The organism is Demequina aurantiaca, assembly GCF_050598105.1.
Classification (GTDB): Bacteria; Actinomycetota; Actinomycetes; order Actinomycetales; family Demequinaceae; genus Demequina; species Demequina aurantiaca_A.
This window is the reverse complement of record NZ_CP192436.1, coordinates 1,704,157-1,719,625: the sequence shown is the minus strand read 5'-3', so window position 1 is coordinate 1,719,625 and position 15,469 is coordinate 1,704,157. Positions and strand designations below refer to the sequence as shown.

Annotated in this window: 17 protein-coding genes; 10 read left to right on the top strand and 7 right to left on the bottom strand. The window is 65.2% G+C overall.

Annotated features, from left to right (window positions below; all coding sequences use genetic code 11):
- The first annotated feature begins 143 nt into the window (after positions 1 to 143).
- Both ACQU6B_RS07745 and ACQU6B_RS07740 read left to right on the top strand, forming a co-directional pair.
- Entirely contained in the window at positions 144 to 1,985 is a 1,842-nt protein-coding gene (locus ACQU6B_RS07745; RefSeq protein ID WP_430866971.1) for a putative bifunctional diguanylate cyclase/phosphodiesterase, read from the top strand.
- Between the two features lie 2 nt (positions 1,986 to 1,987).
- Positions 1,988 to 2,569 (top strand): DUF5317 domain-containing protein, encoded by a 582-nt coding sequence (locus tag ACQU6B_RS07740; protein WP_430869226.1) that lies wholly within the window; start codon positions 1,988 to 1,990, stop codon positions 2,567 to 2,569.
- A 9-nt stretch (positions 2,570 to 2,578) separates the two neighbouring features.
- Here ACQU6B_RS07740 and ACQU6B_RS07735 read toward each other — a convergent pair whose 3' ends face one another.
- Genes ACQU6B_RS07735 through ACQU6B_RS07725 form a run of 3 tightly spaced genes read right to left on the bottom strand, consistent with a single transcriptional unit; the run spans position 2,579 to position 4,996 of the window.
- Positions 2,579 to 3,646, bottom strand: coding sequence for a hypothetical protein (locus ACQU6B_RS07735; RefSeq protein ID WP_430866970.1), 1,068 nt, complete (start codon positions 3,644 to 3,646; stop codon positions 2,579 to 2,581).
- Positions 3,646 to 4,143 carry an RNA polymerase sigma factor gene (locus ACQU6B_RS07730; protein ID WP_430866969.1) on the bottom strand — a complete coding sequence of 166 codons (498 nt, stop codon included), beginning with the start codon at positions 4,141 to 4,143 and terminating at the stop codon, positions 3,646 to 3,648. The genes ACQU6B_RS07735 and ACQU6B_RS07730 overlap by 1 nt, the downstream gene beginning before the upstream one ends.
- 52 nt (positions 4,144 to 4,195) lie before the next feature.
- The gene (locus tag ACQU6B_RS07725; RefSeq protein ID WP_430866968.1) at positions 4,196 to 4,996 is read right to left on the bottom strand and encodes a hypothetical protein; all 801 of its coding nucleotides are present in this window, start codon (positions 4,994 to 4,996) and stop codon (positions 4,196 to 4,198) included.
- Positions 4,997 to 5,321: 325 nt separating this feature from the next.
- Between ACQU6B_RS07725 and ACQU6B_RS07720 the strand changes: the two genes are divergently transcribed.
- The 6 genes from ACQU6B_RS07720 (at position 5,322) to ACQU6B_RS07695 (ending at position 9,302) form a co-directional block, all read left to right on the top strand.
- Positions 5,322 to 5,807, top strand: coding sequence for a hypothetical protein (locus tag ACQU6B_RS07720; protein ID WP_430866967.1), 486 nt, complete (start codon positions 5,322 to 5,324; stop codon positions 5,805 to 5,807).
- Complete coding sequence (locus ACQU6B_RS07715) at positions 5,804 to 6,562, top strand: hypothetical protein (protein ID WP_430866966.1); 759 nt, start codon at positions 5,804 to 5,806, stop codon at positions 6,560 to 6,562. The genes ACQU6B_RS07720 and ACQU6B_RS07715 overlap by 4 nt, the downstream gene beginning before the upstream one ends.
- 62 nt (positions 6,563 to 6,624) lie before the next feature.
- Positions 6,625 to 7,755 carry an Rv2578c family radical SAM protein gene (locus ACQU6B_RS07710; RefSeq protein WP_430866965.1) on the top strand — a complete coding sequence of 377 codons (1,131 nt, stop codon included), beginning with the start codon at positions 6,625 to 6,627 and terminating at the stop codon, positions 7,753 to 7,755.
- Positions 7,756 to 7,800: 45 nt separating this feature from the next.
- Positions 7,801 to 8,658, top strand: coding sequence for a phosphodiester glycosidase family protein (locus tag ACQU6B_RS07705; RefSeq protein ID WP_430866964.1), 858 nt, complete (start codon positions 7,801 to 7,803; stop codon positions 8,656 to 8,658).
- 52 nt (positions 8,659 to 8,710) lie between these two features.
- Complete coding sequence (locus ACQU6B_RS07700; RefSeq protein ID WP_430866963.1) at positions 8,711 to 9,055, top strand: YciI family protein; 345 nt, start codon at positions 8,711 to 8,713, stop codon at positions 9,053 to 9,055.
- A gap of 82 nt (positions 9,056 to 9,137) precedes the next feature.
- Positions 9,138 to 9,302, top strand: a complete 165-nt coding sequence (locus ACQU6B_RS07695; RefSeq protein ID WP_430866962.1) for a hypothetical protein — start codon at positions 9,138 to 9,140, stop codon at positions 9,300 to 9,302.
- A 13-nt stretch (positions 9,303 to 9,315) separates the two neighbouring features.
- Here ACQU6B_RS07695 and gnd read toward each other — a convergent pair whose 3' ends face one another.
- Complete coding sequence (gene gnd / locus ACQU6B_RS07690) at positions 9,316 to 10,359, bottom strand: phosphogluconate dehydrogenase (NAD(+)-dependent, decarboxylating) (RefSeq protein ID WP_430866961.1); 1,044 nt, start codon at positions 10,357 to 10,359, stop codon at positions 9,316 to 9,318.
- A gap of 58 nt (positions 10,360 to 10,417) precedes the next feature.
- The gene (gene zwf / locus ACQU6B_RS07685; protein WP_430866960.1) at positions 10,418 to 11,833 is read right to left on the bottom strand and encodes a glucose-6-phosphate dehydrogenase; all 1,416 of its coding nucleotides are present in this window, start codon (positions 11,831 to 11,833) and stop codon (positions 10,418 to 10,420) included.
- A gap of 186 nt (positions 11,834 to 12,019) precedes the next feature.
- Here zwf and ACQU6B_RS07680 point away from each other — a divergent pair, with 186 nt between their 5' ends.
- Together ACQU6B_RS07680 and tal are read left to right on the top strand one after the other, a co-directional pair.
- Positions 12,020 to 12,193: a hypothetical protein gene (locus ACQU6B_RS07680; protein WP_430866959.1), complete on the top strand. Its 174-nt coding sequence runs from the start codon at positions 12,020 to 12,022 to the stop codon at positions 12,191 to 12,193.
- A 91-nt stretch (positions 12,194 to 12,284) separates the two neighbouring features.
- Positions 12,285 to 13,397, top strand: coding sequence for a transaldolase (gene tal / locus ACQU6B_RS07675; RefSeq protein ID WP_430866958.1), 1,113 nt, complete (start codon positions 12,285 to 12,287; stop codon positions 13,395 to 13,397).
- Between the two features lie 30 nt (positions 13,398 to 13,427).
- Here the strand turns inward: tal and ACQU6B_RS07670 are convergent, their stop codons facing one another.
- Both ACQU6B_RS07670 and ACQU6B_RS07665 read right to left on the bottom strand, forming a co-directional pair.
- On the bottom strand, positions 13,428 to 14,663 hold the full coding sequence (locus tag ACQU6B_RS07670) for a sugar ABC transporter permease (protein ID WP_430866957.1): 1,236 nt from the start codon (positions 14,661 to 14,663) through the stop codon (positions 13,428 to 13,430).
- Positions 14,660 to 15,466 (bottom strand): ATP-binding cassette domain-containing protein, encoded by an 807-nt coding sequence (locus ACQU6B_RS07665; RefSeq protein ID WP_430866956.1) that lies wholly within the window; start codon positions 15,464 to 15,466, stop codon positions 14,660 to 14,662. The genes ACQU6B_RS07670 and ACQU6B_RS07665 overlap by 4 nt, the downstream gene beginning before the upstream one ends.
- Positions 15,467 to 15,469 lie beyond the last annotated feature (3 nt).

Below are 15,469 nucleotides of genomic sequence, written 5' to 3'. Positions count from 1 at the left end.
TCACGGTTTGCGCTGTCGGTTTTTCTGCCATCGTTTTCGTCATCATCGCTACCCCTTGGCAGGAGGCCTTTGACAGCCTGCTGTTTTGGCCAGTTCTGTTCCTCGCAGTCGCGGCCATCACTGGCGAGGTGAAACCTCTCACGGTGAACACGCGTCCTGAAGAGCGCACGCTGTCGACGTCCGCGCCGTTTGTCCTTGCGCTGATCGTTGTCGCGGGAGTCGGGTTTGCCGTCGTGGTCCAGGCGATCGCCAGCATTGCTGACGACCTGTTGAGCAGGCGCGAACTGAAGAAGTCGCTTTTCAACACAGCTCAGTACGCCGTCAGTGTGTTCGCCGGCGGCCTGGTGTACTCCTGGTTGGCCGGAACCCCGCTGTTCGCGCTTCCCTCGGGCGTTCACGCCGGAGACATCCTGCCGCTGTTGGCCGCAGGCATGGTCATGGTCGCGGTGAACTGGGTCCTTGTCGCAGGCGTGGTGTCCTTGGCGAGCGGCCAGACACTCTGGACCGTGCTGCGTAGCGACTCGCGGGACTTTGTCGTAACAAATCTGATCCTGCTGTGCGTCGGAGGCATCGCAGCCATCGTTGCGGGCGACGGTGTGGGCGCGCTCGCGTTGCTCGCTGCCCCAGTCGTGGCGGCCCACCTCTTCGCGTCCTCGGCGGCCAAACACGCGCACGCGGCGACGCACGACGCACTGACGGGCCTAGGCAATCGCGGACAGGCCGATTTTGACCTTAACCGGGCCCTCGAAATGGCTCAACGAACGCGGTCAGGGGGGCCAGGGCTCGTCTTCCTGGACCTCGACCACTTCAAGGACTTCAACGACACGCTCGGCCACCCCGTAGGGGACCGTATTCTGCGCGAGATCGCCGACAGGCTCGTATCTTCAGCGCCCGAAAGCGCCACCGTGCACCGCCTTGGTGGCGACGAGTTTGCCGTGGTGATGAACGGCAGCCTCGAAGAATGCCAGCAGACGGCACGGGACCTCATCGGGTCGCTGGATGCGCCGGTGAAACTCGACGACCTCGAGCTGTTAGTGCGAGTGAGCGCCGGACTGGCGGTCGCGCCAATGCACGGTACGGATGTTGAGAGCCTCATGAAGAACTCCGACATCGCGCTTTACCACGCGAAGTTAGAGCGGGACCGGATCAGCACCTACGCTCCCGACTTCGACGTCAACACCATTGAGCGGCTGCAGTTGTTGGCGGACCTGCGCAGTGCGCTCGACTCCGGCGAGCTCGATGTGGTGTACCAACCTCAGGTCAACCTCGGTGATCGACGCACCGTGGGTGTGGAGGCGTTGGTGCGGTGGAACCACCCCGTGCGCGGCAACGTTCCTCCCGACGAATTCATCCCGCTCGCGGAGAACTCGGGTCTGATCTACCCGCTTACTGTCTTTGTCCTCGACCGGGCACTGCGCCAGCTTTCGCACTGGCGCACCGACGGTCACGACGTGCGCATGGCCGTCAACCTGTCCGCGCGCCATCTGTCTGACTTGGCGCTTCCCGACCGCGTCGAGGAGATTGCAGCGCGATACGGCGTGCCCCTGAACTCGCTGGTCCTCGAGGTCACCGAGACGGGGATTTTCTCCGACCCGGTGCGCGCCGACCTGGTAATTCGCGCCCTACGTCAGCGCGGCGTGGCCATTGCGATCGACGACTACGGCACCGGAAATGCGTCGCTGAGCTACCTCAAGAAGCTCGAGATTGACGAGCTCAAGGTGGACCGCTCCTTCGTGAGTAACATCAGCGACGACAACCAGGACCTCATCATCGTGCGCTCGACCATCGAATTGGCGCTTGCCCTTGGCCTACGTGTAGTAGCCGAGGGAATCGAAGACGAAGCCACGGCGCAGGAACTTCACAAGCTTGGCGAAGTAGTGGGCCAGGGATATCACCTGGGTCGTCCTGTTGGCGCGCAGGCGATCGAGATGCGCCTCAACAACGAGCGCAAAGCTGAAGGCTCCAACGTGAAGGTGAGTGATTGACGGTGCTTGTTGTCGCGCTTTGCATCATCGCGGTGGCGTCGCCCCTGGTGGCAGGCCGCTGGCCCGCAGGCTTGCTCCTGCACAGGTGGCGCTGGCCGCTCCTAATCTGGGCGATACTCGCGTTCCAGGTGGTGGTTCTGGAAGTGTCTATGCCCACTGGCCTGGCCGCGGTCCTTCATGTCCTGACGTACGTGGCTGCGATTGGATTCCTCTGGCTAAACAGGACGGTCGCCGGAGTCTGGGTGGTTGCAGCCGGGTCGGTCCTCAACGGAGTTGTGATTGCGCTTAACGGGGGAACGCTGCCTGCCAGCGCATCGGCAGTGGAGACGGCGGGCCTCGACAACGACCTTGCCTTTGCCAACTCCGCCGTGCTTGACGACCCGGTCATGCTGTGGCTCGGAGACGTCTTCGCTTTGCCGGCATCGATGCCGCTCGCCAACACCTTCAGCGTGGGCGACGTGCTGATTGTGCTGGGCGTATTTATTGCGGCTTGGACGGGCACGCGACGACTGGGATCTCATCCTGACTCCGCGGCACCGGCCTCTGATGACCAGCCGGGTGCGGCGACACAAGTGAGCCGCTAAAGCCGCCTACTACAGGCATCGGCCGATCGTCGCGGTGACGTTGGTCGACGCCGTCGTGGTGTTCCCCTCGGCATCGCTGACCTCGACAGTCAGCTTGGCCACCTTGTTTACCACCGGCAGGTTGGTCAGGGAGAGGGGGGCAATCGCGCCGGACCAACTGTTCGAGCCCGTCTTGCTGAGCGGGATCGACTTGCTGAAGCCGGTGGCGGTGGTCAGCCTCAGCGAGACCGAGGTGATGCCGACGTTGTCGTGAGCGGTGACGGAGACGCCGGGGGTGTCGCACAGCAGAGTGCCCAGGATCCCGGTCAAGCCTGCGAGCACGCCCTCGACGTTGAGCGAGTCGACGACCGGCGCGACGGTATCGAGAACCGGCACCAGAGTGTCCTTGATCGGTCCCTCCGGGAGGAGGTCCTCAACGGTGTCGGTGACCTCGCCCGTGACGCCGCCGAGCGAGCCCGAGTTGCTGGCCGGAGGTGTCGAGCCGTTGGGCGCAGTGGCGGGGGTGTCGCCGCCAACGGTGATGCCAGGGCTATCCTCGCCCTGCGCGATGACGGTGGGGGTGCCGGCGTCCACCGCGGCACCCGCGCCGGACTCGGCAGACTCGTCGCTCTCGTCCGCGCCTGAAATGGAGTCGGTGTCTTCCGTGGAGCCGGCATCCGATGCCAGGGCGGCCGCGAATTCCTCCGGCGACAACGCCTGCACCGGAGGCACGTCCGCCGCACGGACCAGGTCGGGCACGGTGGAGGTGACGGCGGGCGACGGAACGGGGAGCGAGTCCGCGCCGTCCAGCAGCTGAGCGCCTACGGTGGCGGCCACCGCGGACCCGACCGCTATCGCGATCCAGCCGCCGATGCCTATTCCGGCGGCGCGGACCAGCGGCTTGGGAAGCGTGGTCGACTTGGGCTCGGCTGCGACCACCTCGAGCAACTTGGCCGGGGTCGGAGCGTCTGCGACGTCTGCCCCGCCTGCATCTATGCGGCTGACCAGGCTGTCGAGGAGCTCCTCCCGCCGGGTGATCGAGGGGGAGACTGAGGCTGCCGCGATCATCTCGCGGAGTTCTTCATCCATGCGGTCCATCACGCCGCCTCCGTCTTTAAGAACTTCGCGAGTGAACCGCGTCCGCGGCTCAATTGGGTCTTGACCGTGCCGCTCGTTATGTCGAGCGTCTGCGCGATCTGCGCCACGGTGAGTCCGTCCAGGTAATGCAGGGTGACGACGATTCGTTGCCGTTCCGGAAGGTTTTCCAGAGCTTCACGAATGGTGATCGTGTCCAGAATCTGGTCTGACTCGGTGTCAGATTCGTCTTCCCAGGTCGCCGAGCGGACGTACGCGCGGCCCTGCGCGTCGGTCCTTCGCCACGCCTGTTTGACGTAGTTGATGGCGACCACGGTGATCCAGCCGGACAGGTTCTCCGGTTCGGTATCGCCGGAGAGGGTCTTCACAATGGCGTCTTGGACGGCGTCCTCGGCGCGCTCCCGGTCTCCGGTGGCGAGCGCCACCGTCCCGACTACCCGTGCGTAGTCGGAATCCAGGAAGGCGGCCACGCGTTCCCGCGTGGCCGCCGATACTGTCACCTTGGAGTCGCCTCCTCGAGAGCTTTCATGTGCCCTAACCTATCCAGGTTGGTTAGCTATTTGAGCCAAACAGTGCTTTTGCGTCCAGATCGATGAGTGCAGGCTTGTCGTCGTCGTTGCCCACGAGGACGTTGGCGTCTGCTCCCAGGAGGCTGCCAATGTCAGCGACTGCGTCGACCTTGAAAAGGTTCTGCTTGCTGGTCACCTTGCCCAGCACGCCGGTGTCCACGGAGACGTCCGCGTCGATCAGCTGTCCGCTACCCCCGGAGGAGCCGGAGCCGCCCGCGCTGACCGAGACGTCCGCGTCCACCAGAGTGCCGGAGCCGCCATGACCGGTGCCGCTGCCGCTGCCGCCGCTGCCGCCGCTGCCGCCATCGTCGCCGTCGGAGGGGTTGGAGGAGAACGTGGAGACCTGCTGCGTACCGCTGGGGGTGCCGCCCCCGGAGGAAGTAGTGCTGGTGGCCTTGTCGCCGGAGTCGGAGCTCTTGTCGCCGTTGCCCGAATCGGTCCCCGTGCCGGACTTCGTCCCCGAAGATCTATCCGCATCGTCTCCGCTCACCCCGCCGTCCGAGGCGGTGCCTGAGGACTGCTCGTCGGCCGGGAGGCAGACCGGGAGCGGAGCGGTCGATGCTGCGGCGATGCTGTCAGGTCCGACGGCCACGGTCGTCGCGTCCAGCGGCCCGGGTGTCTCGGACGAGGAGCCGGTGGAGGCCATCGGGGCGGTGTCGGCGACGGCCGAGCCGCCGAAGCCCCACGTGACCACCAGGGCCAGGAGGGCGCCGAGTGTCGCGGAGCTCGCGCCAATCGCGGCGGTGCGAGTCTTGCTGGATTCTGTGTAAGTAGGTTGGGACATGGTCTTTCTCCTTTTCAAACGTAGCGTCATTGCCCGTACGTGGTGTGGAGCTACTTCACTAGGGGGATGCGCCAGCGCCGCGAAAGGTTGACACCTTTCCCAAAAAACTTTGAAAAACTTTGCGGGAGCGTCCCGCGTGACATCGCGACAAGCAAGTGTTCGATGTGATGTGACGCGTGGGATCGGGCAGGACGTTGCCGTTCACCTTGGCCATCGACCCCCGCCGCGGCTGCGGTCGCGGTACGTCGAGATGGCCTTCGGGCCCACCGCAAAATAGTCGCTCCAAAGTCCAGCGGGACAGTGTCGTGTCCACTAGATTTTCATCATGAGTCTTCGTGGAGCCTGCACTACGGCGGTGACGGCCGCCGTCGCCTTGGCGCTTGTCGCCGGGTGTTCTGCTACTGATGACGGCGGCGCTGCGGCGCGCGCGCTCCGGAACTCCTGGCTCCCATCTGATCCCGATGCCCACGAGGTGGACTGCTCCACGATCTATGTCGCGGATTCACTGGGGCGGTGCTTCTACGTTGAGGTGGCAGACGGCAGCGTCGAGGAGGTCCTCGCCGTCGAGGTTGACCGCTTGGTGGGGCAGTCTGACGGTGCGGCAAACGTCGCCAGCGAGATGGCATGTGTGGGCGTTTCTGACGGGACCATCCAGAGTTGCGGGCAGGACCTCGACGTCAACGGCACGGCGGCCTCGCTTAGCCTCGATCTAGCCGCGGACCCCGACTCGCCAGCGGGCGCCCCTGAAGCGGGCTCGTCTGTCACTTACGTGTTGCAGTACTGGACCGGCTACGGAGAGGTAGAAGGATGAGCCCAAGGACCAAGCGCAGTACGTTGCTGAGTGTGGGGGGCGCGGTTCTCCTGGCGGTGGTGCTCGCGTGGGTTTTGGGCCGTAGCGCCATGCAGCCTACGAACCCGATGGCCGACCCGGGTCCGCCGGTGCCGCTCGAGATTGACATGGGGGACGCCTACCAGGTGGTCGACAAGTCTTGTCTGTCGGATGTGCCCTGGGAGGGGCCAGTGCAGTCCAATCCGTGGATGCTACTGGCGTGGGAGCCGTCAGGCTCGTACTCGGTGTGCACCACCACGTCGCGGATGACCGAGGAGATTGACCCTGCTTACGACTACTACGTGGCTACTGCCAGTCTCCGATCAGTGACACAGGCGCGGATTCCCGTCGATGTGCCGTGGGACCCCCGGAGCGTGACGCCGCAGGTCACCCTGCATCTCGAATCGTCGGCCTCCGCACGGAGCAATGTCTATGAAGCATCGAACCCCGAACGGCCCACAATGTCGTGCTGGGAGGCGGCTGCGGATGCGCCGAGGTCGGCGTTCGTCGACGGAGTGCTCACCCTGCATGACACGGACACGGGACATTTCACTACCGACACACCGGCACTCACGATCGGTGGTTGCGGCGACTACTTTGTGCGCTCCGAGTTGACGGACACGGGGGCGACATGGCAGTTCGACGGGCCCGATATGCGTGACGCGATTGTCGTGTCGTACTACCAAAAGGTGGATCAGGGCCAGGTGCCCGTCTTTTCTGCGGGACTTGGGAGCTAGGCGCGACCACGACACGCGTCGCTAGGCTTGACTGCGCATCGAACATGTGTTCGAGTGGTGTCATGCGGTGGAGCGGACAAGATATAGCGGTAGAGGCGGCCGATGCGCTGCCCGGGCTAGCCAAGATGTCCAACCTCGTGCGGTCGGTTCAGACGCCGGGCTTTGACGGGGTGACCTTTCACGAGGTGCTCGCCAAGTCCGCGCTGAACAAGGTGGGAGCCGGCAGCGCCGTGCCGTTCACCTGGACCATCAACCCATATCGCGGTTGTAGTCACGCATGTGTTTATTGTTTCGCCAGAACTAGCCACAAGTACCTCGAGCTCGACGCCGGCCAGGACTTTGATAGCCAGGTGATTGTCAAGGTCAACGTGGCGGAGGTGCTGCGGCGCGAGTTGGGGCGCAAGTCGTGGCAAGGCGAGCCGGTCGCTCTCGGCACCAACACCGATCCTTATCAGCGGGCTGAGGGCAAGTATCAGCTGATGCCCGGGATCATCTCCGCGCTCGCGGACTCGGGTACCCCCTTCAGCATCCTGACCAAGGGCACCCTGCTGCGGCGAGACCTGCCACTGATCGCGCAGGCCAACGCGCAGGTCCCCGTGGACATTGCCATGTCCATCGCGATTTTCGACGACGACCTGCAGCGGACCGTCGAGCCGGGCACTCCGTCCACTGCCGCCCGTCTAGCCACCGTGACCGCGGCCCGCGACGCAGGCATCAACGTGTCGGTGTTCATGATGCCGGTGCTTCCGTTCCTCACGGACAGCGAGGAGCACCTCGACGAGGCACTGTCCAGGATCAAGGCTGCGGGCGCCAGTTCCGTGACGTACAGCGGCCTTCACCTGCGGCCCGGGGTCAAGGAGTGGTACGCGCAGTGGCTCGCGCGCGAGCGGCCGGAGGTGCTGCCGCGGTATCGGGAGCTCTACGGCGACGACGCGTACGCGCCCAAGGAATACCGGCGTTGGCTTGCGGCGCGCATCAAGCCCCTCATCGCCAAGCACGGACTCGACCGAGCAGTGACCGACGCGAATACCGGCGGTGCCTCCGTCGCGGCGCCCAAGAGGGCGGAGTACCGCGACGCGAACGGTGAGCTGCCGCCCAGCCGTCCAGCCGCGCGTGGCGTCGCCGCTGCGCGCAACCTTGCCGAACGCGACCTCGTCGCGTCGGGGGCAGCCGAGGCGCCGACGCTGTTCTGATGGGGCCGTCCGTTCCCGTCGCGCCGCATCCGGCACACTAGTGCCATGGAATTTAGCAACGCATTGCGATTCGTGATGGGGGCGACCGCCGGCTGCGCCGTGCTGCTCGCGTCCGGATGCGGGGCGGACGGCGGCTCGCCGCAAGCCACCCAGGACTCAGCGGGCGCCACGGAGCCGAGTTCCACGGCGTCCGCGACCTCGCTGCCCAGCTCCGCGGCGGAACCGAGTCAGACGTCTTCCGCGGTCGATGCGCAGGTAATCGAGCACGCCGGGAACCGTTACCTGGTGGCGACGCTGCCGCTCGCGGACTGGGACGTGCGCGTCGACTGGTTCCCGGAGGACAACGGGACGATGCTTCGCGACCTGGTCTCCGCTGATCCCTCCATCGCAGTCGCGACTAACGCGGGAATCTTCACCGAACAGTTGGTGCCGGGCGGGCTCCTGGTGAGCGATGGCACCGAGATGGTGCCGCTTAACCTCAACGAGGGTGGCGGGAACTTTCACCTGATGCCCAATGCGGTTTTCGCGCTGTTCGATGACGGCTCGGCAGGGGTGGTGAACTCGGTCGACTACGACCCGGCCGGCGTGGAATTCGCGACGCAGTCGGGACCAGCCTTGCTGCTCGACAGTGAGGTCCACCCGGAATTCAACGAGGGATCCGCCAACCTCGCGTTTCGCTCGGGCGTCGGGGTGAGCCCGGATGGCGAAACCGTCTACCTGGCGATGTCGTGGAGCCTGACCAACTTCTTCGATTTCGCGACTCTATTTAGTGACGAGCTCGGCGTGGAGAATGCCCTCTACCTGGACGGCGACATCTCGGACCTGTGGGTGGACACCATGGACGAGCCGGGCCCGTTTGCTGGCCCATACGCCGGCGTGATCACGGCGCGCCAGCGCGGTTAGGCGAGGGTGCGCTCGGCGAGCGCCAAGCGCCTCGCGCTCGTAGCATCGACGTATGCGCTTCGCCATGTTTATCATTTCGGACCCTGATCACACAGCGACCGACGCTGCCAACGCCCCGGCATTCGAAGACTGGCATCCGTACGCGATCGCGCGCGGGGCCTACGTCGAAGGTATTCGCTTCCAAGAGCCGGACGCCGCGCGCACTGTGCGCGTACGCGGGGGCGAGACTGTTATCGCGCCAGGTACCTTCACTGACTCGGTAGAGAAGATTCTAGGCGTCGCCATCATCGAATGCGCTGGGTGGGATGAAGCGGTAGATCTGGCAGTTCATAACAACATGGCGCATGAGGGGCGCATCGAATTGCGAGAGATCCACTCGATGGGGGGACCGGAGTAGTGGTTTCGTAGGTGGTTCTTCCACCGGGAGATCGCGCTGGAGGACGTCGCCGCCGTGGAGAAACGCACATACCGGCCGATGCGTGAGTTCGGGGGATGGGGCTGGCGGGTGGGCCGAGACGGCGCGCGCGTACACGATGGCAGGTGAGGACGCCGCGGTTCTCACGCTGCGCGACGGGCGCGGGGTCTACCTGGGCGCCCGAAACACGAACGCACTCGCCGATCAGATCGGCGAGCGCGTTCGATAGTAAGCGTGAAGAACTAGCCGTTGGCCGCGTTCTTCTCGTCGTGGCCGCCGAATCCCTTGCGCATGGCGCTGAGGATCTTGTCGGCGAAGTCCACCTGGAGCTGTGATTCAAAGCGCGAATACAGCGCCGTGGTGAGCACCGGGGTGGGAACACCCTCCTCGATGGCTGCGATGGAGGTCCAGCGTCCCTCGCCGGAGTCGGACACGCGTCCGCCGTATTCGGCCAGGTCGGGCGACGAGGTGAGTGCCTCAGCGGCGAGGTCGAGCAGCCACGAGGAGATCACGCTGCCGCGGCGCCAGACCTCGGCGACCTGCGCCGTGTCGATGTCGTACTGGTAGAACTCGGGGTTGGACATCGGAGCGGTCTCCGCATCGGCCGAGGCCTCTGCCAGACCGGCATTTGCCTTGCGGAGGATGTGCAGGCCCTCCGCGTAGGCGGCCATCACGCCGTACTCGATGCCGTTGTGCACCATCTTGACGAAGTGTCCGGCGCCGTTGGGGCCACAGTGCAGGTAACCCTGCTCCGCTGCGCTCGGGACTTCGGGACCACCAGGAGTGCGCGCGGCGTCGCCGACGCCGGGAGCGATGGTCTTGAAGATCGGGTCGAGGCGCGACACGATCTCGTTCTCGCCGCCGATCATCAGGCAGAATCCGCGCTCGAGGCCCCACACGCCGCCCGACGTGCCGACGTCAACGTGGTGGATTCCCTTTTCGCGCAGCAGCGCGGCGTGAGCGAGGTCGTCGCGGTAGTAGCTATTACCTCCGTCGATGACGGTGTCGCCGGGCTCCAGGACGTCCGCGAGCGCCTGCGTGACCGCCTGCGTGATGTGGCCGGCCGGAACCATGATCCACACCGTGCGGGGAGCCTCGAGCTTCTCGATGAAGTCGGTCAGCGCGGGGGCGCCGACGGCTCCCTCGGAGACCAGCTCCGCGATTGCGTCCGCGCTCACGTCGTTCACCACCATGTGGTGGCCGTCGCGCATCAGGCGGCGCGACAGGCCGGCGCCCATGCGCCCCAGCCCGACCATTCCAAGTTGCATCGGAGTCTCAGTCGTCATTGTGTTGCCTTTCCAGTACGTGGTGAAGTGGGGGAACTGTTTCGCGCGGAGCGCAGGCCTACTCGTGCCCGTGCACGGTTACAGGGTTGTGCCAGGTGGTGTGCTCGGCGATGAGCGCGTTGGCCTCAGCCTCAGGACCCCAGGTTCCCATCGCGTAGGGGATAACGGCGGGGCGGTCGGTGAGGATGTCGTCCACGACCTCCCACGCTGCTTCGATGGACTCTTCGCGGGTGAAGAGTGCCCCGTCGCCATTCATCGCGTCGGTCAGGAGGCGCTCGTACGGCGAGTGCTCGTCCTTGCTCTCCGTGTGCAACACCAGCTCCTCGGGCTCGCCGACGAACTCCTCGCCAGGGGTCTTGACGCGCGCCGAGATCGCGATCTCCGCCACGGGGGACAGGCGGAAGCGTATGTAGTTGCCTCGCTCCGAGGGGTCGAGGGCGTCGTCGAATAGCGACTGCGGCGGGTGCTTGAGCTCGACGAGCACCTCGCCGGCGGTCCGCGCAAGGCCCTTGCCCGTGCGCAGGTAGAACGGCACGCCCGCCCATCGCCAGGAATCGATCCATAGCCGTAGCGCCGCGTAGGTTTCCACGTCCGAGTCGGCCGCGACTCCTGGCTCGTCCCGGTAGCCCTCGAACTGACCGCGCACAATGTCGTCGCGGGTGAGCTTGCGCATCGCCTTGAAGACGTCGACCTTGGCCGACTGCACCGCTCCGTAACCCTGGTACGGAGGGGCGTCCATCGCGAGCAGCGCGACAATCTGGAACAGGTGGTTCTCGATGACGTCGCGTAGGGCACCGGCCGACTCGTAGAAGGGGCCGCGACCCTGCACGCCGAAGTCTTCGGCAACGGTGATCTGCACGCTGGCGATGTGGTCGCGGTTCCATACTGGCTCGAACATCGTGTTGGCGAACCGGAAGTACAGCAGGTTCATGATCTCCTCCTTGCCAAGGAAGTGATCGATGCGGAAGACGGAGTCCTCGGGGAACGCGTCGGAGATGACCGCGTCGAGGGCAAGCGCCGAGGCAAGGTCGCGGCCAAACGGCTTCTCCACCACCACGCGCGCGCCCTCGTTGAGGCCGTGTGCCTTGAGGCCGCCGATGACGGTGCCGAACAGGGAAGGCGGGATCGCCAGGTAGTGAGTCGGGTTCTTGGCCTCGCCGAGCACCGTGCGCAACTGCTCGAACGTCGCGGGGTCGTTGTAGTCGCCGTCGACGTAGTGCAGGAGGCCGAGGAGCTTCTCCAGCGCGGCCTCGTCATCGATACCGTCCTTGGACCCCGCCACGGCATCGTGTGCGCGCTTGCGGAGGTCATCGAGACCCCAGTCCGAGTGGGCTACGCCGATGACGGGGACGTCGAGGTTGCCGCGCTTCACCATCGCGTAGAGCGAGGGAAAGATCATCTTGCGCGCAAGGTCGCCGGTCGCGCCAAAGAACACAAATGCGTCGGAAGATTGGTGGGGGGCTGCGCCAGCCATGGCACTCCTTTTAATTGACGGTGCTTTCACGTCATACCTTAGTCACTCGCGCACGCGCGGGCAGGTATCAATGGGGTTAACGCTTAGTTCGCCAAGCGAGGAATTACGCCATCGATTCTGCTCCCGTGCTAGACCTGTGGGTGTGCCCGTGCGGCAGAAGCAATACGATGACGGAAGGTAAGAGAAATGCCTGATAAAGCCGATTGGTCTGACAAGAGCGAACGTCAATACGACCAGGTGAAGGAATCCGAGCGGCAGATGGGTAAGACCGATGCCGAGGCGGAGGAGAGCGCCGCGCTGACGGTCAACAAGGAGCAAGCCCGCAAGGGAGACGCCAAAGAGGTCGTCGAAAACGAATGAGTGGTCGCGGGGCACGTAGTCCGCGTGTGCCCGCGGCAAGCCGAACTGTTCACCTGCACGCACCGATTAATTCTTAACCCATGGAGGAAAAGTGTCCCATCACGAATCAGCACTGAAGAGCCTGTCGCAAGCGGGGGTCTCTATTTGGCTCGACGACCTGTCACGCGCTCGCCTGAACACCGGCTCGCTCGCCGCCGACGTCGCAGAGCGCCACATCGTGGGGGTGACGTCCAACCCGAGCATCTTCGCCAAGTCCATTGGCGACCCGGACACCACGGACTACGACGAGCAGCTCGCCGACCTGCGCGAGCGCGACGTGACCGTGGGAGAGGCCGTCCGCATGATGACCACCGCGGACGTGCGCGGGGCGTGCGACGTGCTGAGCGAGACGTACGAGCGCTCGCAGGGCGTCGACGGTCGGGTATCAATCGAGGTGAGCCCCTTCTTTGCGCGCGACACGGCCAAGACCATCGCGGAGGCGCGTCAGCTGCACTGGCTGGTCGACCGACCCAACGTCCTGATCAAGATTCCCGCGACGCAGGAGGGCCTGCCCGCCATCCGCGCCGTGCTCGGACAGGGCATCTCCGTGAATGTGACGCTGATCTTCGCCCCCGAGCGTTACAAGGAGGTGCTCGAGGCGTTCCTCCTGGGCCTCGAGGATGCAAAGGCAAACGGATTGGATCTGTCGCGCATCGAGTCCGTCGCATCGTTCTTCATCAGCCGCATTGACACCGAGGTGGACAACCGTCTTGGCGACGCGGGAGCCTCCGCGGAGCTACGCGGCACCGCGGGAATCACCAGCGCACGTCTGGCCTTCGAGCACTACGAGAGCGTGCTGGCCTCCGACCGTTGGAAGGCGCTCGAGGACGAGGGCGCCCACCCGCAGCGTCTGCTTTGGGCTTCGACTGGCGTCAAGAACCCGGCTTACCCGTCCACCATGTACGTGGACGAGCTCGTGACGGAGAACGTCGTGAACACTATGCCGCAGGCCACCATCGACGCCGTCGCGGCGCAGGGGCAGGAATCGTTCTCCGACACCATCCGAGGAACTTACGAAACCTCTCACGCCGTCATGGCCGGGCTCGCTGACGCGGGCGTCGACATGGCGGAAGTGACGCAGCTGCTCGAGGACCAGGGCGTCAAGAGCTTCGCCGACGCGTGGCAGGGCCTGCTCGACGGCATTGAGAAGTCCCTGCGGGGCTAACTGCCGCAGGATCCTCGCGTGGGGTCGCCCTTAGGCGATTCCACGCGAGGCCCTGGAGCGACGCGAGATCGCGTCGACGATCACGGCCAGGAGCAGCACCGCGCCCGTGACCATGTAGCGCACCGAGGAATCCAGGCTGAGCAGGGTCAGGCCGCTGGAGATCGACATGATCACCACGATGCCGAGCAGCGCGGACCACGCGGAGCCACGACCGCCGAACAGACTGGTGCCGCCGATCACGGCCGCCGCTATCGCGGTCAAGTTAGTGTCGCCGCCGCCGGAGTTCTGGTTGGCGGCCGCGAGGCGCGCCGCGGCCAGTATGCCTCCGAGCGCCGCGAACGTGGTCCCCGCCACGAAGACGGAAACGTAGACGCGATTGACGCGGATGCCGGCGCGCCGCGCTGCCTCGACATTGCCGCCGACGGCAAACACTGAGCGACCCCACTTGGTGCGCGTGAGCATGTAGTTCATCCCCACCACGAGCATGACGAAGAGGACAAACATGAGGCCGATGCCGCGGTCCTTGTTCAGGTACCACGAACCGAATCCCAGCAGGGCTAGCAGTGAGGCGGCGCGGATGGCGCTTTCGGTGATGTGCATCGAGCCGAGTCCCGCCGCCGCGCGACGGCGTTGCGCGCACACTGTCGACCAGAAGTACAGTCCTGCGGCGGCCACCGCCGCGAGATACGAGACGACGTCGGGCAGGAACATCTGCTGCGCGAATCGCACGATCCACGAGTCGAAGGGGATGTTGATCGAGCCGGCGTCTCCCAGCACCCAGAGCTGGATGCCCAGCACCCCGAGAAGTCCCGCGAGCGTGATGATGAAGCTTGGTACGCCAAAGCGCGTGTAGAGGAACGCGTAGACCGCGCCGATCACGGCTCCCGCCGCGAGGCCGAGCAGGATCGACGCGATGACCGGCCAGCCCCATTCGACGAAGGTGACCGCCAGGATCGCCGAGGCCAGACCGCTGATAGACCCCACCGACAGGTCGATCTGGCCGAGTAGGAGCACCAGCACTACGCCCAGGGTGATGGTGCCGACGGCGGCGCATTGCAGCGCGAGGTTCACCAGGTTTGGCGCGGACAGGAACGTGGGATTGAGGATCTGGAAGATCGCCCAGATGAGGATGAGGCCGGCGACGATGGGAGCCGAGCCCAGGTCTCCGCCGCGCAAGCGTTGGTTGAAGGCGCGCAAGGAATCGCCGATGCGGCCCGGCGTGATGGTCGTTTCGGAGGTGCCCGTCCCGCGCATTGTGCTGGTCATCCCTGTGGTTCCTCCCTGGCGACGGCCTGGGCGCGCCGACTCACCGCGTTGTCAGTAGCGCCGGTGATGGCAGCGATGATCTCCTCGTAACTGACGTCGGGCACACGAAACTCCCCGTTGTTCTTGCCCAGGCGCAGCACCACGACGCGGTCGGCCACCGCTTGCACGTCCGCCATGTTGTGGCTGATCAGCACCACGCCCAACCCGCTTTCGCGCAGCCTCTCGATCAGATTCAACACCTCGGCCGTTTGTGCCACCCCGAGCGCCGCCGTGGGCTCGTCTAGGACTACCACGGAGGGCTCGCCGATGAGGGAGCGTGCGATAGCGACAGTCTGGCGCTGCCCGCCCGAGAGTGCGGCAACAGGTGTGCGGACCGTGGGCAGCTTCGCGGACAGTTGCCGCAGCAGTGCCCACGCGCGTTGCTCCATCTCCACCTCGTCGAGGTCCAGGTTGCCTACCTCGCGTCCCAGGAACAGGTTCGCGACTACGTCGAGGTTGTCGCACAGCGCCAGATCCTGGAAGACCGTGGCGATACCCAATTCGCGGGCGTCGGCAGGGGAGTCGACGCGAACGGGTTCGCCGTTGAAAAAGAAGTCGCCGGACGTCGCGGCATGGTCGCCGGCGAGGATCTTGACGAGGGTAGTCTTGCCGGCGCCGTTGTCGCCGACGACGGCGACCACCTCACCTGCGTAGACATCGAAGTCCACGGACTGTAGAGCCTTGACGGCGCCGAACGATTTGGTGACGCCTCGGAGGGAAACGATGGGCACCTCTTCCACCACGTGGAGGTCTTCGATGGGCACTAG